The 24,588-nt window shown below is 58.1% G+C and carries 26 protein-coding genes and 1 pseudogene; 14 read left to right on the top strand and 13 right to left on the bottom strand.

The window, feature by feature from the left end; translation table 11 throughout:
- Position 1: 1 nt before the first annotated feature.
- The 5 genes and pseudogenes from HCZ87_RS21035 to HCZ87_RS11855 form a co-directional block, all read left to right on the top strand.
- Positions 2-532, top strand: a pseudogene (locus tag HCZ87_RS21035) (relaxase/mobilization nuclease domain-containing protein); the annotation flags it as partial.
- Between the two features lie 40 nt (positions 533-572).
- A complete protein-coding gene (locus HCZ87_RS21030; RefSeq protein WP_254868621.1) occupies positions 573-1,034 on the top strand; it encodes a hypothetical protein in 462 nt (153 codons plus the stop codon).
- Positions 1,035-1,037: 3 nt separating this feature from the next.
- Entirely contained in the window at positions 1,038-1,325 is a 288-nt protein-coding gene (locus tag HCZ87_RS21025) for a hypothetical protein (protein ID WP_254868620.1), read from the top strand.
- 319 nt (positions 1,326-1,644) lie between these two features.
- The gene (locus HCZ87_RS11860; RefSeq protein ID WP_254868619.1) at positions 1,645-1,989 is read left to right on the top strand and encodes a hypothetical protein; all 345 of its coding nucleotides are present in this window, start codon (positions 1,645-1,647) and stop codon (positions 1,987-1,989) included.
- Positions 1,989-3,047, top strand: a complete 1,059-nt coding sequence (locus HCZ87_RS11855; RefSeq protein ID WP_167643964.1) for a type IV secretion system protein — start codon at positions 1,989-1,991, stop codon at positions 3,045-3,047. The genes HCZ87_RS11860 and HCZ87_RS11855 overlap by 1 nt, the downstream gene beginning before the upstream one ends.
- 615 nt (positions 3,048-3,662) lie before the next feature.
- On the opposite strand, the gene HCZ87_RS11850 is transcribed toward HCZ87_RS11855, so the two are convergent.
- Positions 3,663-3,947, bottom strand: a complete 285-nt coding sequence (locus tag HCZ87_RS11850) for a DNA-binding transcriptional regulator (protein WP_167643963.1) — start codon at positions 3,945-3,947, stop codon at positions 3,663-3,665.
- Between the two features lie 128 nt (positions 3,948-4,075).
- Between HCZ87_RS11850 and HCZ87_RS11845 the strand changes: the two genes are divergently transcribed.
- The 5 genes from HCZ87_RS11845 to HCZ87_RS11825 all read left to right on the top strand — a co-directional run bounded on the left by HCZ87_RS11845 (position 4,076) and on the right by HCZ87_RS11825 (position 6,597).
- Positions 4,076-4,345: a hypothetical protein gene (locus HCZ87_RS11845; protein ID WP_167643962.1), complete on the top strand. Its 270-nt coding sequence runs from the start codon at positions 4,076-4,078 to the stop codon at positions 4,343-4,345.
- 69 nt (positions 4,346-4,414) lie between these two features.
- Positions 4,415-4,579, top strand: coding sequence for a CopG family transcriptional regulator (locus HCZ87_RS11840; RefSeq protein ID WP_167643961.1), 165 nt, complete (start codon positions 4,415-4,417; stop codon positions 4,577-4,579).
- Positions 4,580-4,587: 8 nt separating this feature from the next.
- Positions 4,588-5,073, top strand: coding sequence for a hypothetical protein (locus HCZ87_RS11835; RefSeq protein WP_167643960.1), 486 nt, complete (start codon positions 4,588-4,590; stop codon positions 5,071-5,073).
- Between the two features lie 4 nt (positions 5,074-5,077).
- Positions 5,078-5,836 (top strand): hypothetical protein, encoded by a 759-nt coding sequence (locus HCZ87_RS11830; RefSeq protein WP_167643959.1) that lies wholly within the window; start codon positions 5,078-5,080, stop codon positions 5,834-5,836.
- 71 nt (positions 5,837-5,907) lie between these two features.
- Positions 5,908-6,597, top strand: coding sequence for a uracil-DNA glycosylase (locus tag HCZ87_RS11825; RefSeq protein ID WP_167643958.1), 690 nt, complete (start codon positions 5,908-5,910; stop codon positions 6,595-6,597).
- A gap of 14 nt (positions 6,598-6,611) precedes the next feature.
- Here the strand turns inward: HCZ87_RS11825 and HCZ87_RS11820 are convergent, their stop codons facing one another.
- The 9 genes from HCZ87_RS11820 to HCZ87_RS11780 all read right to left on the bottom strand — a co-directional run bounded on the left by HCZ87_RS11820 (position 6,612) and on the right by HCZ87_RS11780 (position 16,059).
- Positions 6,612-7,250 (bottom strand): hypothetical protein, encoded by a 639-nt coding sequence (locus HCZ87_RS11820; protein ID WP_167643957.1) that lies wholly within the window; start codon positions 7,248-7,250, stop codon positions 6,612-6,614.
- 32 nt (positions 7,251-7,282) lie between these two features.
- Complete coding sequence (locus tag HCZ87_RS11815; protein ID WP_167643956.1) at positions 7,283-7,771, bottom strand: TIR domain-containing protein; 489 nt, start codon at positions 7,769-7,771, stop codon at positions 7,283-7,285.
- 123 nt (positions 7,772-7,894) lie between these two features.
- Positions 7,895-8,320 (bottom strand): hypothetical protein, encoded by a 426-nt coding sequence (locus tag HCZ87_RS11810; RefSeq protein ID WP_167643955.1) that lies wholly within the window; start codon positions 8,318-8,320, stop codon positions 7,895-7,897.
- Positions 8,321-8,721: 401 nt separating this feature from the next.
- Positions 8,722-9,765 (bottom strand): tyrosine-type recombinase/integrase, encoded by a 1,044-nt coding sequence (locus HCZ87_RS11805; protein ID WP_167643954.1) that lies wholly within the window; start codon positions 9,763-9,765, stop codon positions 8,722-8,724.
- A 352-nt stretch (positions 9,766-10,117) separates the two neighbouring features.
- On the bottom strand, positions 10,118-10,921 hold the full coding sequence (locus HCZ87_RS11800) for a hypothetical protein (RefSeq protein ID WP_167643953.1): 804 nt from the start codon (positions 10,919-10,921) through the stop codon (positions 10,118-10,120).
- An 80-nt stretch (positions 10,922-11,001) separates the two neighbouring features.
- Positions 11,002-13,659, bottom strand: coding sequence for a DEAD/DEAH box helicase (locus HCZ87_RS11795; protein WP_167643952.1), 2,658 nt, complete (start codon positions 13,657-13,659; stop codon positions 11,002-11,004).
- A gap of 1 nt (position 13,660) precedes the next feature.
- Positions 13,661-14,521 carry a DNA methyltransferase gene (locus tag HCZ87_RS11790; RefSeq protein ID WP_167643951.1) on the bottom strand — a complete coding sequence of 287 codons (861 nt, stop codon included), beginning with the start codon at positions 14,519-14,521 and terminating at the stop codon, positions 13,661-13,663.
- An 18-nt stretch (positions 14,522-14,539) separates the two neighbouring features.
- Entirely contained in the window at positions 14,540-15,400 is an 861-nt protein-coding gene (locus HCZ87_RS11785; RefSeq protein WP_167643950.1) for a DNA methyltransferase, read from the bottom strand.
- Positions 15,401-15,510: 110 nt separating this feature from the next.
- Positions 15,511-16,059, bottom strand: coding sequence for a site-specific integrase (locus HCZ87_RS11780; RefSeq protein WP_167643949.1), 549 nt, complete (start codon positions 16,057-16,059; stop codon positions 15,511-15,513).
- 521 nt (positions 16,060-16,580) lie between these two features.
- Here HCZ87_RS11780 and HCZ87_RS11775 point away from each other — a divergent pair.
- The 3 genes from HCZ87_RS11775 (at position 16,581) to HCZ87_RS11765 (ending at position 18,873) form a co-directional block, all read left to right on the top strand.
- Positions 16,581-17,366, top strand: a complete 786-nt coding sequence (locus HCZ87_RS11775) for a lysine/arginine/ornithine ABC transporter substrate-binding protein (RefSeq protein ID WP_217701960.1) — start codon at positions 16,581-16,583, stop codon at positions 17,364-17,366.
- A gap of 74 nt (positions 17,367-17,440) precedes the next feature.
- Positions 17,441-18,139 carry an ABC transporter permease gene (locus HCZ87_RS11770; RefSeq protein ID WP_175582244.1) on the top strand — a complete coding sequence of 233 codons (699 nt, stop codon included), beginning with the start codon at positions 17,441-17,443 and terminating at the stop codon, positions 18,137-18,139.
- Positions 18,139-18,873 (top strand): ABC transporter permease, encoded by a 735-nt coding sequence (locus HCZ87_RS11765; protein ID WP_167643948.1) that lies wholly within the window; start codon positions 18,139-18,141, stop codon positions 18,871-18,873. Before HCZ87_RS11770 ends, HCZ87_RS11765 begins: the two co-directional genes overlap by 1 nt.
- A gap of 276 nt (positions 18,874-19,149) precedes the next feature.
- Here HCZ87_RS11765 and ggt read toward each other — a convergent pair whose 3' ends face one another.
- Positions 19,150-20,736 carry a gamma-glutamyltransferase gene (ggt, locus tag HCZ87_RS11760; RefSeq protein WP_167643947.1) on the bottom strand — a complete coding sequence of 529 codons (1,587 nt, stop codon included), beginning with the start codon at positions 20,734-20,736 and terminating at the stop codon, positions 19,150-19,152.
- Positions 20,737-21,246: 510 nt separating this feature from the next.
- Here ggt and HCZ87_RS11755 point away from each other — a divergent pair.
- Positions 21,247-21,918 carry a GntR family transcriptional regulator gene (locus tag HCZ87_RS11755; protein WP_217701959.1) on the top strand — a complete coding sequence of 224 codons (672 nt, stop codon included), beginning with the start codon at positions 21,247-21,249 and terminating at the stop codon, positions 21,916-21,918.
- A gap of 60 nt (positions 21,919-21,978) precedes the next feature.
- Here the strand turns inward: HCZ87_RS11755 and bhcD are convergent, their stop codons facing one another.
- Together bhcD and HCZ87_RS11745 are read right to left on the bottom strand one after the other, a co-directional pair.
- A complete protein-coding gene (gene bhcD, locus HCZ87_RS11750) occupies positions 21,979-22,944 on the bottom strand; it encodes an iminosuccinate reductase BhcD (protein WP_167643946.1) in 966 nt (321 codons plus the stop codon).
- Between the two features lie 70 nt (positions 22,945-23,014).
- Positions 23,015-24,442: an NCS1 family nucleobase:cation symporter-1 gene (locus tag HCZ87_RS11745; RefSeq protein WP_167643967.1), complete on the bottom strand. Its 1,428-nt coding sequence runs from the start codon at positions 24,440-24,442 to the stop codon at positions 23,015-23,017.
- Between the last annotated feature and the right edge of the window lie 146 nt (positions 24,443-24,588).

Here is a 24,588-nt window from a genome sequence, read left to right as displayed (position 1 = left end):
CATGATCGACCTGATTGACGCGTGCCCGCACAAATGGACCTATCGCGCCGGCGTCGTCAGCTTCGCCCGTGAGGACGCCCCCTCCGAAGACCAGCAGCAGGAGGTGATCGACCGTTTCGAGGAGATCGCCTTCGCCGGGCTCGATGCCGACCGCTACGCCTGCCTCTGGGTGCGCCACACCCACGAGGATCGCGTCGAGCTGCATTTCTGCACGCCACGCATGGAGCTGCACAGCGGGCGCAGCCTCAACATCGCCCCGCCCGGCTATGAGCGCGCCTTCGACAGCCTGCGCGACCTGATGAACAAGACCCACGGCTGGGCCGATCCCATGGACGTGGAGCGCGCGGCCGAGGTCAAGCCGGTGTCGGAAACCCCGGACCGCGCCGCCGGACGCGACGGGCTCCATGCCTGGATCGCCGACCAGATTTCCATGGGGTTGATCGAGGATCGCACCGGAATGGTCGCGGCCTTGACCGATGCGGGCTTCGAGGTGCCCCGCGCGGGCACGAATTACCTGACCGTCAAAGACCCCGAGACCGAAGAACGGTTTCGCCTGAGAGGAGAGATTTTCCATGAAGACTGGAGAGCCGAAGCAACGGCTGAGCGAGAAGCTGAACGCGGACATGGAGCGGATCAGGGCAGAGAACGCCGCCTTGATCGACGCACAGTTGCAGAGCTTCAGGACCGATTTGAAGACCACTGCCGAAAACGCGCTGGCTACAATCAAGACCGATACGGAAGGCTACCTGCTACGCGTGAGGAAGCACCTCATGCGGCAGAGCGCGAACGCAGCACGGCCGGAATGGAAGGCCCTGATGTGGCCGATGCTGGTGGCCTGCTGCCTGATGATCAGCGCCGGGGTTTCGACCTGGACGGTGATGACCTGGCTGATGCCCAACCTGAACACGATGGGGCTCCGGGTGATCGAGCGGCCGGAGGCGACCTATCTGATCCCGCGCAGCGGCGGGGCGACGTTGGCCCGCTGTTCGCTCGCGGGGGAGCCGGTGGACTGCCTGATGATTCCGAAGGAGTGAGCGATGGATGGTCTGACGCCGCTCGAACGCGAATTGCTGGGCTACGTCGAGCAGTTGACGGAAGCCTCGAAGGCATCCGCGCAGGAATTGACCGCCTCCGCGCGGGACAGGCGGACGGAACTGGATGGGTTGCGCGGCTCCATGATCGCGTTGCTCAGGTCGCAGCTCTCATTGGTCGAAGCCTTGAACGGCTGGATGCAGGATGGCCCCGACACCACGCAGGCCCCGTCGAAGCTGAAGGACAGCCTGTCGCTCGCGCTGGAGGCGCAGAAGCGCCTCGGGGCGCGGTGACCGACGAGATCGGGGAGGACGTGCATGGCCTGCGCCATTGATCGGAAATCCGGCTCTCCGCCGGACACGCAACACTGAACAAGCAACACGCGACACTGAACAGAGGACAGGCAGCACCGGACACTGAACACGCGACACGCGACACGCGACACGCGACACGCGACCGTGGCCACTCAACACCGGACAGTCAACACGCAACACCGAACACGCGACACTGAACACTGAACACTGAACAAGCGACGGGAGTAACCGTATGATTTATCGAGCTATCCTATTTCTGGCTTTGACTACCGCTCCGGCGATGGCGGACCAGGTCGAGTTGAGAAATTCTATCCAACCCGCAGAGACCGACCGCTACGGTTGCGCGATCCGGCCGCGACCGGAACATCTGACCTTCCGGTCGTTTCGAGATGCATGGCGCTCGGTGGCGGCGGACGACCTCTATAGCCTGAAGCGGCATCAGATGGCGCTTCAGGCCGGTTCTTGCGATTGCGAGACTCTGTGGCCCGACTGGTCCATCATCGAGGGCGAGTTCGAGGAGCTGGGCTTTGCCGCCCCGACCGGCACGGACAGCCTGCACATCGCATGGTCTGTGCAAGAGTATTTCCCGGTCATTTCCGATCTTCGGGATCGGTTGCGCATCCAATGCCTGGAGGCGGAGTGATGGGTATCGTTTCCTTTATCGTGGAGGCGGCCGACCAAGGGCTCGAAACCGTGGCGACCTCTCAGTTTGCGGCGGTCGCGGAGGTTTCCGGCACGGTGGTCGTCGGAGCCGCGACCCTCGCGATGATTGTCTTGTTCATCAACATGGCTTGGCAAATCCGTCCGATGGATGGGATGGAGCTGTTGGTCTTGTCGCTCAAAATCGGCCTGATCAACACATTCGCGTTCAACTGGGCGAACTTCAACTTCGTCAGCGGGCACATCATCGACGGCCTCGATGAACTCGCGGGAAGCCTGATCGGCTCCGCCACCGGGGACGACGGTGCGGGGCCAGAGTATTTCGCTACGCGCTTCGACCTTCAGCTCGACAGGCTGGCCGAATACGGCAACTCGGCCACATCGCATATGGGGGCGGTTAGCAAGGCTGTGATGGGTGTGTTTTTCATGGCTCTTCTGGCTGTGGTCGGCGGCGCGGCGGGTGCCGTTCTCGTCCTCGCAAAGATGATGATGACATTCCTGATCGGCATCGCCCCCATCATGATCCTCTGCTCGATGTTCCCGGTGACGAAGGACTATTTCCATCGCTGGCTGTCCTCGCTGGCGAGCTTTGCCCTTTACCCGGTCGTGATGGCTGGCATTTTCTCGATGGTCTTCGGCCTGGTGGGGCTGTTGGTCAGCCAGATCGGATCGGCGGATTCTGTCGAACAAGTCGGAGGGACCATCCCGTTTCTGGCGGTGGTCATCCTCTCGCTTGCGATGGTCATCGCAATCCCCTTCATCGTGCCGATGATCTCGGGCAACTTGCAGGCGGGCTGGGCCGCGGCGGCCGTCGGCGGCAGCATGAGGAGAATGATGCCGCAATCCCGTCCGCAGCAATCGAACCGAGCATCCTCGAACGCAACGAGCGATACGAGCCGGAGGTTGAATGCCGGAGCAGACGCAACCCGTTCCTCAAACTCCGCAATAGATCCTCGCCATTCGACCGGCACAGGGGCCAAGATGCAACGCATGATGGACCGCGCGGAACGCCTGAGTGAAGACGCGAAGAAGAAGCGGTGATGGGGCGACGGCTCACGATCAGGCTGCGGCTTAGGAGACCATGCTTTGCCGTGGTCCGATTTCATCTTCCCCTAAATATCCTCGGGGGAGCGCCGTAGGGCGCGGGGGCAGACAGCCCCCATCCTCCCCTAAAGACAGAAGGGGCGCGGCCAGCCGCGCCACAGCTATCCTTTTGAAGGGGGAAGGAGTTTCGGCTTCCTTCCCCCTGAAGCGAAATAGACAGGGCCGTGTCCTCGGCTTCGCCTGCGGACCGCACCACCCCTGTCGATTTCGCTTCACCCCCATCCTCTCACGCTCGCCGCTCGGCAGGGGTAAGCGGGCGCTTACCCTCCCTTTGATGATGACGAAGGCGTGGGGACGGGGCGCTCCGTGGATCAATGAAAACGGAGAGAAAATCATGCCGAGACAGGAAAGACTGGAAGCGAAGGCAATCAAACGCATCCTCGATGCCAGGACGCGCGAGGTCGTCGGGTGGCTCTATGAGTGGAACACCGGTGAGAAACTACCGTGCTGGAAGGACGGGCGCAGGGAGAAGGTCATTTACGAGTAAGGCCCCGAGGCGCGCGCGGTTGCGTCTTTCGACGTATGGCAGGACACGTGATCGGAACCTCTTGGTCATGCACGAACAGCTTGCGCCACTATATCCGGGTGGCGCTCGATCACCTTCAGGAGCAACACCGCAGCCCGATCCGGGCTGCGCCGGTGTTGTTCCCAATCCCTGATGGCGCTTTCTGCCAGCCCATACCGTTCAGCAAAAGCGGACCGGGTAAGTCCTTGCTGCTTGCGTATCGCGGCCACGTCAACGGTCTCGGGCACATAGTCAGAGGCAGGTTCCACATCGCCCCGTGCGATTTCCAGCGCCTCATTGGCGCTCTGGATCAGTTCGTTTCCGAAACTCATGAAAGTTCCTTTCTGTTTTGATAGGAATCTGCCAGCGTGGGAAGGAGGCGGGCCAGGTCGTTACGCTAGCTTTAGGCCAGGTTCGCATTGTCGTTCTGGAGTGGGAACTCCGCCAAGAGGTCACTATCATGACACGTGGACCCAAACCGGACTGTACCATTGACAGCCACGCCGAGGAACCGGCGACACCCAATCATCCCGATCAGCACGCATTAATCGACTGGGGAATTTTCGGACCGAAAGACCCTCGCATCGAGCAGTTGGTGTGGAAACTCGCGTATGGCCACGGGTTGAGACTGACTGAGATTGAAGCTTCAATTGTTGAGGCCCTAGAGGGCATTTTACACAGATCTGAAGCAACTTTGCACCCGAAAGGCGAAGGCACCACTGAACTCTGATGCATTCTCAACGGTTGCGCACTTGTGCGCACTTGTGCTAACGATCTGTTAAGTGACCAAGGTGATGAGATGACCGAAACTAAACGCCTTTCCGTTTTGCTTGACGAAAAACTAGCCGGTGACTTCGAGGACTTTTGTCAAGAGAATTCTCACAAAAAAAGCACATTTGTGGCGCATCTGATAAGAGAATTTCTACGCAAAGAAGGTTATCCGAAACAAACGCGCCTGTTGTGAAGGTAAACATGATGTATAGCCAAAGCGAAATCTTGGAATGGCAGCGCGATCAGTACGATCACGATATGCGGAACCATTTCGACATCCTTTCACTTCACAAAAATGACCGCCTTAAACACTACGCGATGCATTTTGCGAAGTATTCCGGACGCCTTGCACGCGGAGATGCCGAAGAAAAAACAGTCAATAGAACTTTTGTTGATGCCCTTCTGGTTTCCCTGAGTGCCGCCAATACATTGCATCAATCTCTTGAATATCGCCCAAAGCGTTCCAATAATTCTCTGTTCTTAAGAATTGCGGATGCCTCTGGGCGTTTTAATGATGCAGGAGAGAAAATCGACCACTTGGAGCCATTCTTGGAAATCGCGAGAGATGGGAACCAAGATATATTCGATGCCCTTCTTGATTTTGCGAGCGCGCAGCACTTAGATGTTGGAAAGTGCCTTCAGTCTCGCCGAAGCGAACTGAGGCAACGTCAGTTTTTCGTTAGGTAACATCATGGCTTTTTGGGGAAGAGATCGCTGGCTCGCTCAGGGCCTAGAGGAATTGGCGCCAGTTTCTCCTTGGGATGAAGGGAAAGTCGAAGCTGCAGGGTATCGGCTTTCGGTCGGTCGCGAGTATTTTATCAATGGCGACGGATCATCAACCGTTAACAGGCTGGATACAGAACAAGCCTTTGTCATTGAGCCTGGACAATTTGCGTTCATTTTGACTAAAGAAAAAGTATATATATCCAGATCAGCAATCGGATTTATCTCCATCCGAGCGAGCACGAAGTTCCGAGGTCTGGTAAATGTCTCCGGATTTCAAGTTAATCCAGGCCATGCCGGAAACTTGATCTTCGCTGTTTTTAATGCGGGCCCTAGACACATCTCTTTGCGAGAAGGTGATGAAATTTTTTCTCTTTGGATTGCTGACCTCGACGCAGGTGTGTCGAATCTCGCGGATGACAAGGGGAATATATCCAGCAAGCTAGACAAAATTCCCAGCGATATAATAAATAACATAGCCGGTCCCGCACTCACTGCGTACCAAGTTTCTAAAAAGGTTGCAGAGGTCGAAAAATCCTACAGCGAACGCTTGACGAAAGTTGAGCAGGCCCAAGGCGATTTAAAAGTCTTGCTATGGCGCATCGTTATAGCTCTAGGCGTTTTGCTCACTATTGCTATGGTCATTTTTCGACAGCCGTTGCTTGACCTCGCAACTGGTGAGAAGGAAGCGGCGGCATCGAACACCGCCATCGAAACGTCAGAATAGGCCGGAGCGTTTCTCCTTTTGTGAGCACCGGTTAGCTGAAGAATCAAAGCATCTCTGAGGACTAAATTGATATGGCAGATAGGGTACACCGCTTCGTTTCTCGAGTATCGGATTTAGAGCTTCAAGACGTGTTTAATCCCTATTGTGACAGGTGCCTCTCGTGTGATCTGCCGGATGGGCCGCTGATACGGAAGAAAAACCTCGAAGCCTCTCTTCGCGCTGCGGTAGAATTAAACGTGCGCACTCTTTGGATTGCTCGAGACCTAGGATATCGCGGTGGACGGCGCACCGGGTTGGCACTGACGGATGAGGCGCATCTTCAAAGCTTTTCTGCGAGCCTCGGCGGTGTAGAAGTTGAACGCAGCACTTTTGGGCCTATTGTAAAGGAGCGAACAGCCTCCGTCATTTGGCAGATGGTGCATCGTGTCAGTGAGCCGATATTCTTTTGGAACGCTTTTCCTTTTCATCCGCATGAGGCGGGAAAGCCGATGACAAACAGATGCCACACAGCCAAAGAGCGGCGCGTGACTGGCTGGGTACTTCAAGAACTATTAGATATTCTATCTCCGCAGAAAATCTTTGCGATTGGTGGGGATGCAAAAAGGTGCCTAGGTTCACTCGGAATAGATGCAACTGCATTCAGGCATCCTAGTTACGGGGGACAGAACCAGTTTATTAGAGAGGTTGAGGAAGCTTACAAGCTGAACAGCGCCAAAATGAATCCGCAGGGTGCGGCAGACAAACAACTCCAGCTAATTTAATATGGACTTCTATATCACTCCGACAGAATCTTGTTGCTTCCGGCCGAATAGCGCGCGCTACTTTCTCTGAAGTCAAAAGGATCTGCGACAACAGTATTTAACCTCCCGAAAGACACCCCGCAAAACCATTTAATCATAGCCTCAGCATCGCTCAGCTTGTATCTTCTGTATCCGCGAGCGTTGGTGTAGCCCACTTCAGTCAATACACCCTCAGGAACCTCCTCTGCCGCACTTCCAAAATATATGAAGTGCTCAGAGAGCAGAACCTTATTTGCGCGTGTATCCGTCTCGATATTCGAGGGGTTCGGCGAACCGTCAGGATAGCTATGATGAGAGTCTGCCTGATGCCATGGTGCCTCTGCGTTTGGTCTAGAGTAGATATTATCCCCAACCATCATCGCTCGGCTACCGTTTCTTAGTGGCTGTTTAACGAGAAAGTCTGGATCGGCCCAATATTCATCAAAGGTCATTGTCTTCGTGATGCGCATGCCAAATACGCACCGCCCAGTGGCTTTTAAACGTCCCCCTCCCATGCCAAAAACCCAATCACCCACTTTGGCAGTGGAGCGAATGCCGTATTTGCAGCAAGCCAGCGTACATACGCCATGAAATGGATTCGGCGCAAAGCCAAAGTCACGGTCAACGACATACATGTATACGCTCGAAGCCACTAATCTTTCCTAAATCAACACTGTGAATTTGCGCCTGAATGGACGGGCTGGCGGAGTTCGCCTCCCGGCGTTTCAAATCGATTTATCCTACCTTCAACGGCGCCCTCGATGCTGCTTGGGTTCCATTTCACCAACGCATGGCCGTAGTCATTAAGAGCCTGGGGTACATTGACCGCAGAACCGCCTCTCAAATAGACTCCGACGATTCTTTTACCCAACTTGTGAGCTTGCTCAATCTCCCAGTTCACCCACTTCCTCGTGTGCGTTTTTTCCCCGACGAGAACTACCACTGTAGAAGCCCAACGCATTTTCATCCGCAGCAAACGCTTAATCGTTTCGTCTTTAACCTTGCCGCGCTCTACACGTCTCTGGTTGGCAGGTTTCATCCGCACGGATGAATTCCTCACATCATGCCCATTGCGCTTCATCATGCCGGCGAATTTGTCGACATGCGCGTCATCGCCGTGGTGATGACTAATGAAGACATGTTTACGTTTTGGCATGCTTAACTTCCAAAAATTTTCGTTCACATAATGGCACGATGGGCCGACTTACACGACGATGCAAGGCATTTGTTCACTATTTGTACTAAATTTGCGATTTCTAGATCTACATGGCATCGCTTGCTATCCAGACATCAGCAATGCGATCACCACAAAAACCGCGATCAGCGACATATAGAAAAGCCAAACCGACCAACTAAAAAGGCCCGAGAAGATGCCGTGTCCTGCTGTCCATGATGGCGAAATTGTAAAATCGGGACGTTCAGCGGTGCCAGAGCGCCTTACTGAATTGTATTGATCCCTGAAGGCACGCTCCAGTCTTAGATAGTGTCCATCGAGTATACCGAAGATGAGAATTAGTGGCGTGGTGTAGTATAAAATTTCTGGGCGACTGATGGCGGCAGCGAGGCCGATGATCGCAGCTGAGATCGTCATGCAATAGTTCTTTAGGCTGGCGCTGTTACCTGCCATTCTGGTTATTACACTTTGCAGCATCTCAAGATGCTTCATGTGCATCTCAGCCCAAAGCTGCTCTTGTTCCGGCTTCATTTGAGCCTCCTATCTTAGGGCAAGCTACACCTTCACCATAAGCTCACTCCCCTTGACTCAATTTCTTGTTCAACGGCGCCTAGTTCGTAGCTGTATAACTCCCTAAAATTAGGAAGTTTCCAGTCTTGTATCAAGGATGCCTGAAGCTTCGCGCTCAAAGAGTGCGCTCCGATCCTAAGTGCCGGTGGCTTTCCGTTCTTGTTATGGTGTGGTTCAAAATGTGGTATGCTGAAATCTCAAATATAAATAATAGTTAAAAATAAATGACTTATATTAATTTGTAGACTTCCATCGTCTCCGCCACCTACACATGTTATTATATTGATTTCATTGCGAAAATCGGAATGGGCACGGTCCTGTTCCCACATTCATTCACACACCTTGCGTTTGTATTATTGCCCTCAATCGTCCAAGACATCCCCGTCCAATGACTCGCCTGTGATCAATGCACGCTGGCGTTCGCGACTGATTTGGCCGTAGCTGCGCAGGGTGGTCAAAACATCGGTGTGTCCAAGGTTCTGCGATGTGGCGACCAGTTCGGCGACCGATTTGCAGGATTTCGCCTTGTGTCGCGCGATCATGTGACGGAAGGCGTGCGGACCAAAGGCGGGCAGGTGTGCGCGGGCGAAGGCTTCGTTTACGATCTTGCGGACGGGTTCGGTCGTTTTCCAAGCTTCGCGCTTGAACCCTTCGGCCTGAAAACCATCGGTAGCGGTGGCCTTTAGTGCCGTTGCCGGGAAGGCGGGGTCGTCGGGGCCAAAGAACTCGGCGTCATCAAGATGCGTCAACCATTGCGCCAGTGCCTGCTCGGCGTCAGGAAAGCCTTGCTCAAAGAACGTGTCGATGCGCTTGCCGAATTTGGTCGCAACTTCGCGTGGGTTTTGGGTGACGGATTTTTCCGCAAGGTCGATGTGCTTGATCCGCAGAGAGATCAGCGCCGCCACGCGAATCCCGGTCAGGCTCAGGAGCGCAAAAACCGCCCTGTCGCGCAACTGGCGCGGCGTGGTGGCGGGCATCAACTCTAGCGCTCGTCTCGCCTGATTGAGGCTGGGCGCTGGTCGCTCAGTGCCCGCGCGGGCTTCGGCTTCGTCCCGGCGCGACAGCTTGAAGTAATCGGCGTCCGATGTCCTGATCTTGCTGCGGAACCCGTCCTGCTGAGACAGCCATAGTGTGAATTCGCGCATTGTGGCCATGATCGCTCGCGTGGTGGATTTACCAAGAGGTTTGCCGCTGGCCCCTTTCGCTTGTTCAAGATGCGCCCGAAACCCCATCGCCCATTCTATATGAAACCGCACAAAATCTTTGCGTCCGTTCCAGACGTCGAACCGCTCAAGCGCGGACAGTTCGCGATCCAGCGTCTTGTCCGACAATTGGCGCGCGTGTTTCCGGTAGGCGATATAGTGGCGTTTGATGCGTTCATTCTTTTCATTCGGGCGCTTGCTCATCTTGGCCTCCTGTTAGGGTTTGTTGCTATAAAAAAGTGGTGCCAGGCGGCATTGCGGTGAAGTGGAAAAACAAGGGGAAGTCTGGCCACCACCTTAACGTCGATTCTGGTGTTAGCGTTGCAAGGCCATGTCGAGGCCGGTTTTTGGCGCGAATATCCATACCCATCAGCCTGATAGACAACCTGTGCGGAATGTGGCACGTTGCATTCATCGCACACAACCGAAGCCAAAACGCCCGCCTCGCGCAGACACCTATGACGGGCCAGTGCCGCGAAGTCATCGTCGTCGCCATCAAAACCTGCGGATACCTTGCCGCCCTGGGCGATAATCGTGCAAAGCCGCGACGTTTCGCTCACTCGACTACCTCAAACAACTCGTCCTTGGTCGGTGGCGGGTCCAACAACTCCCAGCGTTCCAACAGGTCAAAAACAAATGCCCGCTCCGCCTCAGTCTTGTTCGGTACGCTCGTTGTGTTGGGCGTTCGCAGGGTCACTGTCAGAACATGGCCCTTTTTGCCGTCGTGAGGCGCTTTGAAAATGCGCAAGGTTGCAGCAACAATCTGCCAGCCGCTGGCCTGCAACGGTGACGCAACTCCAAACCGCCTTTGCAGAAACTGGTACAGCGTTTCATCCTCGCCGCGCTTTTCGGCCATCAGGAAGGCCCCATCCGTGGACCGGAACGACAGCGACGATACCTCGACACGTTCAATTCCTTCCGCCGGGACGGTCGTCAATTCCGGCGCGCTGCGCAGCACCTCAAGACGAACATTGCGGCGAGGCACTTGGACGGGCGGCGTAGAATGCGGCGCGAAATGTTTGGAAAAGGCTTGCAGATATTTGTCGCGGATTTTGTGGCCACCTTTGGCGCAAATCTCGACGATCCGCTCTTTGGGGTCACACACCACACCGACCTCAAGAACCTTTTGACGCGTGTGCCGCTCAAGGCTTGTCTCGCCAAAGGCCAATTCAGCTTTCACAGCATCTTGTTGCGCGTCAGGCAGGCCCGTTAATAGCGATTCAATCGACCTCACAAACGCAGCGCCGCGCCCGTCACCACTCCAATCAAAATCGCCTTCGGCATATATGCCACGCGTAACCAGAAAATCCCGAAGACGCACCGGGGGAGATTTGCGAATGAAAGCACTGAATGATGCCATATTTTGAGACAGACAAATTGATCTAGCCCAAATATGGGGTTCGCGGGCGTTCACCGCAAGGTATTATCCTGCGCGACAGTTCATCCTATGGTTCGGTCAATAAGCGCAAAGTCTCGGGCTGTAGGCATACAAAACAGACAGTGCCCATTGCTGGCGTCCTGCCAAACGGCTCCAATCTGCCGTTTAACAGCCTCCCCTTCGTAGAGATGCTCCCCCTTGTATTCCACAACAAGAATGCGGCCATCGGTCAGCATTGCAATGAAGTCGGGATAGAATTTCCCATGGGGCAATTGCAGCCAGAAGGACGAGCGCTTCCGGTCAATATTGCGGACCCAGTATCGAACCTTGTCGTGCCGGTCTATGTGCAGCGCACAGTCCCGTTCTTCGTCGCTGTCAAATGCGCCAATCAGCGAGAAGTAATGCTTGTTGAATTTGGTTGCGCCGGAATAGGGCCGGTTCGGCGCGTGGCTCTGCTCATCGAAGATGATGGACAGGTCAGCGCTGGTCTGAAAGTCCTCGGCGTTGGCAGCAAAAAGGGCGCTGTATTGGCTTGTTTCACGCTCCCCGCGCAGGTCCTTGATAAACTGCGCAAGCGCTTTGCGAAGGTCATACTTGTTGCGGGCCAGCACATCCAGCTCAATCCCAGAGGCCATCAATTCTTCTATGGCCTTGGATATGAATATTACCGCGCTTGGCTTGGTGATATCGGGATGAACGATGCCGCTATCCAGCCAGTTGGCGAGGCGCGGCAAGGTCCAAGTCGGCTCCCGAATGACGCCTGCGAGCTGGCCTTGTAGCTGGTTGATGAAGTTGATTTCGACCTTGCCTTTATCACTGACATTTATCGTACCGGTTCGGCTCGTATCAGACGGGCGGAATCGGTTCTTGATGTCGCTCACATCGCACGCGTCCAGCCGCCACGGCAGGTCCAGAAAATGCTCCTGTGAAAACAGTTGAAGCTCGCCCTGTTTGCGGAACCCCAACATCGGAACAATGAACGGCGGCTTGTCCTCGTCGTCGGCGGCGCTGGTCTGGAAGTTGTTGGTCTTCGCATAAAGCCGGTCGATGGCCTTGCCCACCTGCGGGACCGAGGCCAGACCGAGGTGCAGCATGTTACGGCTCTCGCGGGTCATTGGCCCGGTGTAGGACAGTGTCCGGGTATCGGCGTCAAACGAAACCCGCGTCTTCACCGAAGGCGGCAGTTTGGCAATGGCCGCGATGATCGTCTCGGGTTGCGCAGTATCCTCCGGCAAGGGATCAGACTCGTGCTGAAATTTGTCGGCCTCGTCCGAGAACCCCAAATTCTGCTGCGGCGCGACGATGTCGTCGGCTTCCAACCGATTGAACCCGGCACCTTCCACAAGGCCGGTCTTGAGCTGTTGCGCCGTCGTGTCGAAGCTGCGCGACACGATATAGGCATAGGACTGGTTTAGCGCGTCGCGCCGTTTGCGCTTGGCCTGCGGCATGCGCAGGATACGGCCCAGGATTTGCTCCACTGCCACGGGCGAAACCTGATCGGCCACCGAACACAGCACATAGGCAAAGGGGCAATCCCAGCCTTCTTTCAGCTTGGAAACGGTGATGATATAGCGCACCGGGCATTTCGGGTCGCGGATATCGTCAATCGCATCAAGGTCCTTGCGCAGCCCCGTGTGAACAGCGATCTGTTCCTTCGGGATGCGCTGGTCCTCCATCAAATGCTTTTCGATGGTCTCCCATGTCAGCCGCGTCGGGTCCGTCTTTGACGCGCTTTGCGCCTGAATCAGGATGATCGGGCGGATGTATTCGCCGGTCTCGGCCTCTTCGGCCTTGGCGGCTTCTTCCAGCATCCGTTGGCAATCCAGCGCCGCGCCCACGGTCTTGGCCCATTCCCCGTCCGTGGTCAGGCGGATCGGCATCTTGATCATCTCTTCCGCTTTCAGCTCGGCGGCGGAAACGGCATAGAGGATGTTGGACGCGTGCTTGCCGCGCTCTGGCTTGTGCTCGGTCTGCGGTGTGGCGGTCAGCTCCAAGATCAGCGACGGGCTGAACCGTGCCAGCGTGCGGAAGGACAAATCACTGCGGCTGTTATGCGCCTCGTCCACGATCACCATGGGTCGGTGCAACCGCAACAGGTTGCCCAGCGACGCCACGGGGCGGCTTGTGCCTTCTACCAGATCAAGCGGCGCTTTTTGCTCTTCGGTCAGGCTGGCGAAGTGGTCCATCAACGCGCCCGCGTCTTCATAGACCTTCAAGCCCTCGGGGTTTTCCTTGCCGCTGTCATCCTCGCGCCGGAAAGATTGAATGGTGGTCACGATCACCACCGCCCCGCCGGTCGCATCGGCACGCGACATGGCCAAGGCCTCGGTCTTGGTCATCACCGTGAAATTGCGGTTGAAGTCGCGAGCAAGGGCCGCGCGGTACGGGTGGCCCTCGGTCTTCAAGGCCGCAATCGTCTGATCAAGGATAGCGGTGGACGGCACCAGCCACAGAACCATGGGGTTGGCCACGGTCAGCAACTCGCGCGCGGCAATGCCGATGGAATGCGCGGCCAGCAAGGTCTTGCCGCCGCCCGTGGGCACGCGCAGGCAGACATAGGGTGTACCTTGTGCCACGGCGGGCGCATTGCGGAACGGGAACTTGGTCGCTTTGTAAAACGCCAGATCCGCGCCCTGTTCGGCGGTGTCCCGCAGGTAAGAGGTCAGCCGTCCAAGCGAGATCTTTTGATATTCTTTCAGCTCGAAATTGGTCGCGGCCATGTCACACGCCCTCGACCTGATAGGGGATCTGTTTGAACACCACGCCCTCGGATTTCAGCCGGTCAGGCGCGACGGTACAGCCTTCGGCATAGACAACGCGGCTGCCTTCGAACCCCTCGGGCGGCGCGGGCAGGTTCGCCAGCGCGTCGGGGGTCAGCACATTGCCCATGGCCTCGCGCGGGGTGCCCTCTTGGCCGGGGGCGAAAAGCAGGTAGACCGCCTTTTCGCCATGCTTGCCAAGGTAAGGGCTGTTGCCATCGGCCTTGGACGGGATCGGCACGCCAGTTTCGGCAAAGAAGATATGCGCGGCCAGATCGGTGAAGTTCACGGCGTTGTCGATATCGCCAAACTCGTTGAAGAGCGGCACGCCAAGGCGACAATAGCGGAAGCCACCGCCCAACGGTGGAACCGTTTCATAAGGCTCAACTTTACTATCGTATCCATCTACTAGCGATTTCAGACGCTTGGCTGTCACGGTCTCAGCAATATGCGTCTGCATTTCTATTAGAATGAACTTTCGGTTACCCTTGTCTCGCTTGTTGAGGTCAAGAACGGCGTGGCCAGTTGTGCCAGACCCTCCAAAAGAGTCCATGATCAGGCAATCCTTTTGACCAAGAGTTACATAACTGATCAGGCGAGCCAAAACTTCATGGTCTTTGGGATTCTCAAAGACCAAGTCACCAAATATACTTCGCTGCAAATCGTTTGCTGGCTGCGTGTGTCGATAAAAAACAGATGGCAAAACTTCCTTTTGGCCATCGTCACCGTCTCCGTCCACGCGATAAATGTATGACTTGTAGATGGGCGGCTCTGTATGGTCATCACGGAACACAACATAGTTATCTTTTATCTTTTGTTTCATCGTGTCTTCGACAAATCTCTACCCCGCATCTGGAACTTTGCAGGGCAGCCCAGTGCGTGGGTGAATAATGTCGTATTTCGGTCCGCCTCCACCATGCCACGAAATATTGTTGTCCCTCCACACGCCCCACTTGTCTGCATTTCGTGCCCGGGAATACTTCTTCGAAGGATGGTCTTTGGGAAGGCTTCGGTAAAACGCCCCCAAGCCTCGGCTCGCTGCTTCAAAATCCCCATCGTGCTCATCAAGAAGACGGTGGTATTCAGTAGCGATCTCTGAAACGCCTTCTTTTTGCGCTCGCCATTTTTGCTCCTTGATCACGTCAAGGCGTTTTGCAACACAGACTATATAGTCGTGTCCAACGGAGAATTTCTTGGCGTCGTTCTTTCTACCCTTCTCCCAAATTAGCTCACAAAACTGATTTTGCGTTCCAAAAAGTTCCCGGATCAGGATTTGAAGATAAGGAAGCGCGGCGGGGCCGATGCTGATAAGCATAATTCCGTCTTCACGCAAGAATTCGCGAAGCAACCGCAAGCGCGGATACATCATGCACAGCCATTTATCATGGCGGGACAAGTCTTCTGCTTCCTTGCCCACCACCTTGCCAAGCCAAGCCTTGATCTCGGGTGAGGCGACATTATCGTTATAGACCCAGCCCTCATTCCCGGTGTTGTAAGGCGGGTCGATGTAGATGCATTTCACCTGCCCGCCGTAATAGGGCAACAGGGCTTTCAGCGCCTCCAAATTGTCGCCCTGCACAAGAAGGTTGCCCGCGTCCGGGTCGCCTGCTGACAGATCGCCATCGCAATGCACCAGCCGATACGGCACCTCCGCATGGTGATGTTCGACGGCGTCTTTCCCTATCCAGTTCAATGTCGGCATGTGTCGTCCCGCTAGGCCTGCCTCGGATTCGGGCAGGTTTTTGATTTTTGGTCATTCTAGACGGGCCAGCTCGACGCGCAACCATGTCGTGCCTTGCCTTTTGCGCGCTCTTAGCTCAGGCTGACAACATTCGGAGCAAAATCGCGTGCGTTCGCAACCGTCGCCCACGCGTCCATCAGCTTCCGCCGTTTGTCGAACAAATCAGACCGGGCGTACGCCGCTTCGGCTTTGTCCTTGATCCCGTGCGCCAGCGCCGCTTCGATGACTTCGCGGGGAAAGCCCGTGGTTTCGCCCGCCCAATCGCGGAAGGTGGAGCGGAAGCCGTGGACTGTGATGTCGTTGCGCTCCATACGGCGCAGTACGGCGGTCATGCTCATGTCGGAGATAGGCTTGCCGGGTTTCGCCTCGCTGCTAAAGATCAGCGCATCGTCCGGTGTGCTTGCTGCGCGTTGCCCGATCAGAGCCAAGGTCGCGTCGGTGAGTGGCACACGATGTTCCTTCGCTGCTTTCATTCGCTCTGCCGGAATGATCCAGAGCTTCGTTTCCAGATCGACTTCGCCCCAAGTCATGCCGCGTGTCTCGCCGGAACGCGCCGCTGTCAGAATAGTGAAGGCCAGCGCCCGCGCAGCGACGCCATTTCGCGCGGATAACTCCTCCATGAAACCTGCGATCTCCGAATGGGGCAAAGCCGGGTGGTGTTTGACCCAGCGTCAGGCGGGCCGGATTTTTGCGGCCTGTGCGAGCTGAGGAAATGCGGCCAGATGGTGGGGGGGTGCGACTGTCTGGAGGGGTCTGCGGCGCGGTGTAATCCATGAGGCTGGCGAAGATATTGAATTTGTTCTCAAAATTCAAGTATTCGCGCGCCACCCCTGGGCCGCGGCCTCTGCGCTCCATATCTGCACATATGTCGGGGGGGCTCCCCTGGGCGCATAAGCTGTTGAACTTATGCGCTGGTTTGTATTGATGCCCTATATCTGCGGGGTTTTAGCTGCGCGCGAAGCTGCTGTATGGCGGGCAGGCGCGCTCGGGATTTGCCTGTTTATTGAGCATATTTGAGAAATCCAGAGTATTCTCGGCGGCCAGATAGTATTTGCATATTTTTTTGTATACTGTTCTTGTATCTCTGACGGGCGGCCAAGCTGTGACCGTTTTGACATGAAAAAACCAACAGGGGTAAAGAATGTTTGATTATCTGAAGTCGGTGATGCTCGGGGCTGGGCTTGCGGCCGTCACCGCAACTGGCCTTTGGGCGCAGGACATTCCTGCAAAGCTCGTGCTTGGGACCGAAGGCGCTTACCCGCCGTTCAACGCCACCAAATCGGACGGCACCGTTGAGGGCTTCGAGATCGACCTGGGCAATGCCATGTGTGCCGAAATCGGTGTGGAATGCGAATGGGTGACGCAGGATTGGGACGGTATCATCCCCGGCCTGTTGGGCAAGAAATACGATGCGATCATCGCCTCGCTCTATATCACCGACGAGCGCCGCAAGGTCATCGCCTTTTCCGATAAATACTATCAGGTGCCGGCCCGTTTCATGGTCGCCGATGACAGCGATATCGAGATTTCCGCCGAAGGTCTGAGCGGCAAGGTGGTCGGCACGCAGCGCGCAACCTCCTTTGAGCGCTTCATTACTGACAAGATGCCCGACGTGGAGGTGCGCCTCTATGGGACCATGGACGAAGCCTATCTGGACCTGGCGTCCGGGCGTGTGGATGCGGTGCTGGGCGATGCCGTGGCGCTGGTTGACGGCTTCCTGAAAACCGATGATGGCGAAGGCTTTGAGCTGCGCGGCCCGGAGTATACCGGCGCTGAATGGTTCGGCTACGGGGCAGGGGTTGCCGTGCGTCAGGACGATCAGGCGATCGCGGATGCCTTCTCGGATGCGATCAAGGCCCTGCGGGCGGATGGCACTTATGAGGAAATTTCGAACAAATGGTTCGGCATCGACGTCTACGGCGGCTAAACGCGGGTGGACACGGCATGTCAGGCAGCGCCGCGCGCGCTGTCTGATGACATAAGCAATACAAAAGGTTCTACATGATACCTGACCTACAGGGTTACGGCTGGCTGCTTGTTGACGGTTTGAAAATGACCCTCTTCGTTGCCATTGCCTCCATGCTGGGCACATTGGTGCTGGGTCTCATCGCGGCGCTTGGAAAGATCTTTGCAAGCAAATGGGTCCGCTACCTGATCGAAGCCTATACGACCGTGGTGCGGGGGGTGCCGGAGCTGGTGCTGCTCCTGCTCATCTACTATGGGATTCCGACGCTGCTTCAGGATAGCATCGGCGCGATGGGCTATGATGTGACCATACCGATCAACCCGTTTGTGGCCGGGATCGGCACCCTGACCTTGATCTACGCGGCCTTCGCCTGCGAGGTCTATCGCGCGGCCTATCTTGCGGTGCCTTTGGGCCAGCATGATGCGGCGCAGTCGCTGGGCCTGCCGCCCAAGATCGCCTTTCGCAAGGTCATCCTGCCGCAGATGATGCGCTATGCGCTGCCGGGGATCGGCAATATCTGGATGGTGCTGATCAAGGCGACGGCGCTGATTTCGATCATCCAGCTGCCGGAGCTGATGCGCAACGCCGATATCGCGGCGCGCTCCACACGGCAGCCGTTCACCTTCTTCTTCATGGCCTGCCTGCTCTATCTGGTCATCACGCTGGTTTCGATGTTTTTGCAGGCGCGGGCAGAGCGCTGGGCGAAGCGCGGTATTTTTGAGGGGGCATCCTGATGATCTCTTTCATCATCGACAACATGCCACGCTTCCTTGATGGCCTGTTTCTGACCATTCAGCTGGCGCTGTTCAGCTGCGTGCTGGGCTTTATGATCGCGCTGCCGGTTGCACTGGCGCGGCTGAGCAAGAATACGGTGCTGTTCAGCCTGGCGACCGGCTATGTGTTCTTCTTTCGCGGCACGCCGCTTCTGGCGCAGATCTTTCTGATCTATTATGGCAGCGGCCAGTTCCGCGGCTTTCTAAGCGATATCGGCCTCTGGAGCTTTTTCCGCGAGCCCTGGTTCTGCGCGGTTCTGTCCCTGGCGCTGAATACCGGCGCCTATACGTCGGAGATCCTGCGCGGCGGGATCGCGGCGATCCCCAAGGGCGAGATCGAGGCGGGCAAGGCGCTGGGCCTGTCCTGGCTTCTGCGGCTGCGGCTGATCGTTCTGCCGCGCGCGATACGCATCGCATGGCCCGCCTACAGCAATGAGGTGGTCTATCAGATCCAGGCCACATCGCTGGTGTCGATCATCACGATCATGGATGTCACCGGCGTCGCCCGGGCCATCGGATCGCGGGATTTCACCTTCTATCAGGCGTTTGGCGTTGCGGCTGTGCTCTATCTGGTGCTGGTTTACGGTTTCCTGCTGCTGTCGCGGCGGATCGAGCGCCGGCTGAGCCGTCACCTGAACCGCGACACCTCTGAGGCGCCCGAGCTGCCAGATGTGGCCGCGGGGCTGATCAGGTAAGCCCTGACACGCTGACAAGACGGCCGCCTCCTGTAGGTGGCCGTTTTGCCAATCCGGCGCCGTCAGCGCGCCGTTTTCTCCTTCTCCCCCCAAAAAAAGCGAACTTGTCAGCTGCGCTCCGCCAGTCAGGCGGGGCAGGGCCAGTCGGGCGGGCAGGGCGCAGAAAAAAGCCCAGACCACCGAGGTGGCCTGGGGTGAGTGGTCGGGGGAGGTGTCTTCGGGTCCGTCGGGCCGACGGGCGGCCCGACTGGAGTGTTGCGGTGATTTGCGCGCGGCTCAGTAGCCGAGCGCCATGCCGTCCTTGCGCGGATCGGAGCCGCCGGTCAGCGTGCCTTGCTCCCAGTCGATCCATATCGCCTGCGCCCCGCCGTGCGGTGCTTCGGCGGCGATGACCTTGTGGCCCTTGTCCTTGAGCCCCTGAACGCTGGCCTCCGGCACGCCGGTTTCCGCGACAACCGCGCCGTTCTCGAAAAAGACGCGCGGGCAGTCGATGGCCTCCTGAACGTCCATGCCGTGATCGAGGAGATTGGTCAGCAGATGCACATGGCCGAAGGGCTGGTAATCGCCGCCCATGACCCCAAAGGGCATCACCGCGCGACCGTCCTTGGTTGCCATGCCCGGCATGATCGTGTGCAGGGGGCGTTTGTTCGGCGCGATCGCATTGGGGTGCGCGGGGTCCAGCTTGAAGCTGTGACCACGGTTTTGCAGCACAACGCCGCTCTTGGGTGCGGTCACCGCGCTGCCAAAGGAATAATAGGTCGAATTGATGAAGCTGACCGCGTTGCGGTCCTCGTCGACGATCGAGATATAGACCGTGTCGGACATGGACAGCTCCGCATCCCGCAGGTGGTCCATCGCGCGGCTCGGGTCCATCTCGGCGCTCAGCTGCTGGGTGAAGGCATCGGAGAGCATCTCCTCCACCACCCCGGCCGATGCGGCGGGATCAGAGATCCGGTTGTTGCGCTCGCGGAAGGCCAGCCGGCCCGTTTCGATTTCCAGATGGAATTTTTCCACCCCGGTGGGGTCCAGCGCTTTCAGGTCGTGCTGCGCCATCAGGTTGAGCATCACCAGCGCGGTAAGGCCCTGGTTGTTCGGCGGCACCTGATGGATGCGCAGGCCCTGATACTCGGCTGAAATCGGGGTGACGTAATCGCCCTTGGTGGCGGCGAAATCTTCCAGCGTATGCACGCCGCCCAGTTCCTGGAGGCGGTTGACCATGTCTTCGGCGACGGGGCCTTCGTAGAAGCCTTCGCGGCCATGCTCTGCGATCCGGCGCAGGGTCTCGGCCAGTTCCGGCTGGCGGTGGATGTCGCCCGCCGAGGGGGCCTTGCCATCGGGCAGGAAGATCCGCGCGGAATGGGGATCGGCGGCCAGATCGGCCTCGACGTCTTTCCAGTCAAACGCCACGCGATCATGCACCACATAGCCGTTTTCGGCATAGTGGATCGCCGGTGCCAGCACGGTGGCCAGATCAAGCCGCCCGTGGTCGCGCAGCAGCTGGCACCAGCCGTCGATCGCACCGGGGATGGTCACGCTGTGGGCGCCAAGCTTGGGCACGCTTTCAAGGCCAAGCGCACGGTAACTCTCGACCGTGGCGGCCTTTGGCGCGCGGCCGGAGCCGTTGAAGGCGATGACCTCATCGCTGCCGGCGGGGCAGTAGAGGGCAAAGCAATCGCCGCCAATCCCGGTGGATTGGGGCTCCACCACGGCCTGAACCGCCGAGGCGCAGATTGCGGCATCCATGGCGTTGCCGCCGGCGCGCAGGATGTCCAGCGCCGCCATGGTGGAGAGCGGATGCGAGGTGGCAGCCATCGCGCTCATGGATCTTGCGGGGGAGCGACCCGGTGCTTGCAGATCACGCATCGGGCTGACCTCCGGCAGACGCCAGCACTGTCACGTCGGCCCTGTTTGGGATTGTGTTCATTTTATTCACTCATTGTTTTGCCGATCATCTCGGCCGTTGTGATTGTTGTTGGTCATGGCGTTCGCCACGCGTTTGAGGCATCGCTGGTTGCTCTGCGGTCGCGGAGTTGGTCCTGCCTCGACGCCATGAGATCTGCCGTGAGATCCGCCATGAGGCTTGGCCTGAGATCAGCCCCTGCCCGTGGCCGGATGGCGGGGCGTAGCAGTCGGCCTTGCGCGGCGCGGCTGCGGGGCGGGGGCAAGGGCGACCCCGAAATCCAGCATCAGCGGCATTCTGTCAGCGACCCAGTTTCGCTTGCGCTTTCCTTCCGTTGAAAATTGCATTCTTTTTTGTATACTCTTCTAGTGGACATAACCATTGTCAACCATCAAAGTAAAGCCAGGGTGACAAGTTGCACCCGGGATCCGGGAGCGTGCCAATTGAGTAATCACCTTCGAGGCAACCTGAGATTGACCACCTATGAGTCGATCAAGATGATGATCGTGACGGGGCAGCTGTCGCCCGGGTCGCGGGTCACGGAGGCGGATCTGGCGGAGCGGCTGGAGGTCAGCCGCACCCCGGTGCGCGAAGCGCTGAGCCGGCTTGAGCGGGACGGTTTTATCCTGCCGCGCCCGCGAAACGGGTATTGTATCATGGAGATCGACTTTGAACCGGTGAACGAGGCCTTTGATGTCCGGGACCTGCTGGAGGTCGAAGCCGCGCGTCTGGCGGCGCGTCATATCGACGACGGTGGGCGCGCGGCGCTGCGGGCGATGATCGCGGAATGCGACGATCTCGCGGCGCTGAGCGAGCGCAGCATGGCGGAGGATCTGCGCGAGATGCAGATCGGGATCGACCTGCATCGCGTGATTGCGGAGCATGCGGGAAATACACTGTTGGCAAATATGCTGGGCGGGCTGTTGGATCGCTGTCAGGCCTATGTCTGGCTGGATGTCAGCAATCTTGACAGTTTTGCGGTTGCCCGCGAGGAACACCGGGAGATTGTCGAGGCGATCTGCCGCGGGGACGAGGAAACCGCTGTCGCCTTGACCCGGATCCATATTTCCGACGCGCGCGAGAACATCCTGAGCGTCCTGCGCCGCCGCCTTGGGGTGCGCAGCATCCTGTCCAAGTCGGTGTAGCCCTGCCCGCTGACGGGGCGGGGCTGTGGTGCCGCGCTGCTGGCTTGGGCGGCGCGGGGGTCAGAAATCCACCTCGATGGCGACACCGCGGGCCTGGGCAAGATCGACCACCGCGGCGGCAACGGCGAGATCCTGAAGCCCGACACCGGTGCCGTCAAACAGGGTGATCTGCTCGTCCGAGGTGCGGCCCGGATTGTCGCCATTGATGACCGCGCCGATCTGGAACACCTCTGCTTCGGTGATCAGCCCTTCGGCAATGGCGTGCTGGGCCTCGCCGATGCTGATCGACTGGGCGATCTCGTCGGTATAGACGGTGGCCCGGGCCAGCAGGGCCGCTTCGACCTCTTGCTTGCCCTTGGTGTCCGTGCCCATGCAGGCGATATGGGTGCCCGGCGCCACGTGGTCAGCCATCAGCGACGGCGCAAAGGCCGAGGTGATGGAGATGATGACATCCGCCTCGACCATACCCGGCAGTGTGACCGCCTGGAACGGCACGCCCGCCTCGGTGGCGACCTTTTCGATATTGGGCAGCATCTCGGGGTGATAGTTCCAGCCGATGACCTTTTCAAAGTTGCCCTGTTCGAGCGCGGCGCGCAGCTGGAAGGTGGCCTGATGCCCGGCACCGATCATGCCGATGACCTTGGCGTCTTTGCGCGCGAGATGTTTGATCGAGACTGAAGAGGCCGCAGCGGTGCGCAAAGCGGTCAGCAGGTTGCCGCCCACCATGGCCGAGGGTTTGCCGGTGTCGGGATCAAACAGGAATACGGTGGACTGGTGGTTGATCAAGCCGCGTTTTTCCAGGTTGTTCGGCCAGTAGCCGCCCGCCTTCAGGCCCAGCGTGAGCCCGGCGCGGTCAAAGCCGCCCTTGAAGCCATACAGCGCGTCTTCGTGACCGATCGCCTCGCGCACCACCGGGAAATTATAGGCCGCGCCGGAGGCCATGGCGGCAAAGACCTTCTCCACCGCGTCAAAGGCGGCGGCGCGGGTCATCAGGTCGGCAATCTCGCGTGGGGGTAGGATCAGCATGGGGAGGTACTTTGAGAGGGAGGAGAGGCGTGGGTCGCCGCACGGGAGGCGCGGCGACCCGGGGCAGGGGTTAGGCGACCGGCGTGCGGCCCTTGGTCAGCAGGTTGTAGATAAACCCGCCGAGCACGGCGCCAATGACCCAGGCATAGCCGTTGAGGAAGCCAAGGAACGGCACCCAGACGGTGGCGACGGAAAACACCGCCGCAATGCCAAAGGCTTTGACCGCCGGGACGTTCCAGCCGTTGCCGTAATGGTACTGGCCGCCTTCGAGATCATAGAGATCCTTGCGGTTCAGCTCCTGATTGCGGTGCCAGTAGTAGTCCACGATCATGATGCCGAAGATCGGCGCAAGCGTCGCCCCCAGCGTGTTGACGAAGCCACCGATGCCGAATTCGCTGATGAAGCTGGTCCAGAGGCCACCGATGATCAGCGCAAAGAAGGATGTGATCAGACCCCCGGCGCGGAAGCTGATCCGCGTCGGCGACAGGTTTGCGATGCCGTTCACGGCGGGGATGAAGTTGGCCACCAGGGTGATGCCGACGGTCGCCGCAAAGAAGGTCACCGCCGCGATCACGCTCAGCAGGATGCTGTCGGTGCGCTCCACGATCTCGGTCGGGTTGATGATCGCCTCGCCGTACACCACCGCAGCGCCGCCAGTGGTCAGAAGGGCCAGCGCCGAGAACAGGATCATGTTGAAGGGCAGGCCGATCAGGTTGCCTTTGACCATGGCGCTCTTGCTGCGCGAATAGCGCGAGAAGTCGCTGAAGTTGATCATCACGGCGGCGAAATAGGCGACCATGGTGCCGACAATGGCGACAAAGCCGTTGAATTCGGTCAGGAAGGTGCCCTCGGGGTTGGCAAAGATCGTCTGCGTCGCGGAGAGCAGCTCGCCGTCGGATTTCTGCCAGAGCACGATCACCAGCCCCAGCATCACCAGATAGACAAAGGGCCCGGCGATATTCAGGAAGGTCTCGACCCAGGCCATGCCCCGCCAGAAGATGACGATGTGAAAGGCCCAGACCAGCACGAAGGACAGCCAGTCGATGCCGGTCAGGCCGAGGAATTCGGTGCCGCCATGCAGCCCGGTCAGGGAGCGGATCAACAGCGCCAGCGCGGTGGAGGCAAAATAGACCTGCACGCCATACCAGAACACCGCAACCGTGGCCCGCAGGATCGCGGGCAGCTTGGCACCCTGACTGCCGAGGCTGGCGCGGGCAAGAACGGGGTAGGGGATGCCGTATTTCTCGCCCGGGGCGCCGGAGAGGTTGACCATCCACATGGTAAAGAGCCCGGCGGCAATCAGCCCGGCAAAGGCGGTCCAGCCGCTCACCCCGTAAGAGATGAACAGCGAGGCCACCAGCGAGTAGCCAAACAGCGACTGGACGTCATTGGCCCAGATGTTGAAGATCGCAAACCAGCCCCAGGTCTTCTCTGCCGGGGTTACGGGATCGAGCGCGGTATGCGCCCCCGTATCGGCGCCGATGGCGCCCTCCTGCATCACATCAGTCAAGTTTTTCTCCCTTGCGTGTTGTCCTAAACTTTTGCTTTTGGATGATTATCTCATCATTTGGCCCGCTGCCATATCCGAACGGAGTGACGGCACGACGGGCGACGGCCCGGTCCGTTCCCGGACCGGGCCGCCTG

The sequence above is a fragment of the Phaeobacter sp. HF9A genome (genome assembly GCF_011806385.1).
In the GTDB taxonomy this organism is placed as follows: domain Bacteria; phylum Pseudomonadota; class Alphaproteobacteria; order Rhodobacterales; family Rhodobacteraceae; genus Epibacterium.
This window is presented reverse-complemented; position numbering and strand designations above follow the sequence as displayed.

Coding starts and splice junctions, on each gene's coding strand:
- HCZ87_RS11770 (WP_175582244.1), top strand. CDS start 17,441: ATGATACCTGACCTACAGGGTTACGGCTGGCTGCTTGTTGACGGTTTG.
- HCZ87_RS11745 (WP_167643967.1), bottom strand. CDS start 24,442: ATGCAGGAGGGCGCCATCGGCGCCGATACGGGGGCGCATACCGCGCTC.
- HCZ87_RS11810 (WP_167643955.1), bottom strand. CDS start 8,320: ATGAAGCCGGAACAAGAGCAGCTTTGGGCTGAGATGCACATGAAGCAT.
- HCZ87_RS11785 (WP_167643950.1), bottom strand. CDS start 15,400: ATGCCGACATTGAACTGGATAGGGAAAGACGCCGTCGAACATCACCAT.
- HCZ87_RS11835 (WP_167643960.1), top strand. CDS start 4,588: ATGATGTATAGCCAAAGCGAAATCTTGGAATGGCAGCGCGATCAGTAC.
- HCZ87_RS11840 (WP_167643961.1), top strand. CDS start 4,415: ATGACCGAAACTAAACGCCTTTCCGTTTTGCTTGACGAAAAACTAGCC.
- HCZ87_RS21030 (WP_254868621.1), top strand. CDS start 573: ATGAAGACTGGAGAGCCGAAGCAACGGCTGAGCGAGAAGCTGAACGCG.
- bhcD (WP_167643946.1), bottom strand. CDS start 22,944: ATGCTGATCCTACCCCCACGCGAGATTGCCGACCTGATGACCCGCGCC.
- HCZ87_RS11850 (WP_167643963.1), bottom strand. CDS start 3,947: ATGAGTTTCGGAAACGAACTGATCCAGAGCGCCAATGAGGCGCTGGAA.
- HCZ87_RS11805 (WP_167643954.1), bottom strand. CDS start 9,765: ATGAGCAAGCGCCCGAATGAAAAGAATGAACGCATCAAACGCCACTAT.
- HCZ87_RS11775 (WP_217701960.1), top strand. CDS start 16,581: ATGTTTGATTATCTGAAGTCGGTGATGCTCGGGGCTGGGCTTGCGGCC.
- ggt (WP_167643947.1), bottom strand. CDS start 20,736: ATGCGTGATCTGCAAGCACCGGGTCGCTCCCCCGCAAGATCCATGAGC.
- HCZ87_RS11845 (WP_167643962.1), top strand. CDS start 4,076: ATGACACGTGGACCCAAACCGGACTGTACCATTGACAGCCACGCCGAG.
- HCZ87_RS11765 (WP_167643948.1), top strand. CDS start 18,139: ATGATCTCTTTCATCATCGACAACATGCCACGCTTCCTTGATGGCCTG.
- HCZ87_RS11780 (WP_167643949.1), bottom strand. CDS start 16,059: ATGGAGGAGTTATCCGCGCGAAATGGCGTCGCTGCGCGGGCGCTGGCC.
- HCZ87_RS11820 (WP_167643957.1), bottom strand. CDS start 7,250: ATGTATGTCGTTGACCGTGACTTTGGCTTTGCGCCGAATCCATTTCAT.
- HCZ87_RS21025 (WP_254868620.1), top strand. CDS start 1,038: ATGGATGGTCTGACGCCGCTCGAACGCGAATTGCTGGGCTACGTCGAG.
- HCZ87_RS11800 (WP_167643953.1), bottom strand. CDS start 10,921: ATGGCATCATTCAGTGCTTTCATTCGCAAATCTCCCCCGGTGCGTCTT.
- HCZ87_RS11790 (WP_167643951.1), bottom strand. CDS start 14,521: ATGAAACAAAAGATAAAAGATAACTATGTTGTGTTCCGTGATGACCAT.
- HCZ87_RS11825 (WP_167643958.1), top strand. CDS start 5,908: ATGGCAGATAGGGTACACCGCTTCGTTTCTCGAGTATCGGATTTAGAG.
- HCZ87_RS11815 (WP_167643956.1), bottom strand. CDS start 7,771: ATGCCAAAACGTAAACATGTCTTCATTAGTCATCACCACGGCGATGAC.
- HCZ87_RS11795 (WP_167643952.1), bottom strand. CDS start 13,659: ATGGCCGCGACCAATTTCGAGCTGAAAGAATATCAAAAGATCTCGCTT.
- HCZ87_RS11855 (WP_167643964.1), top strand. CDS start 1,989: ATGGGTATCGTTTCCTTTATCGTGGAGGCGGCCGACCAAGGGCTCGAA.
- HCZ87_RS11830 (WP_167643959.1), top strand. CDS start 5,078: ATGGCTTTTTGGGGAAGAGATCGCTGGCTCGCTCAGGGCCTAGAGGAA.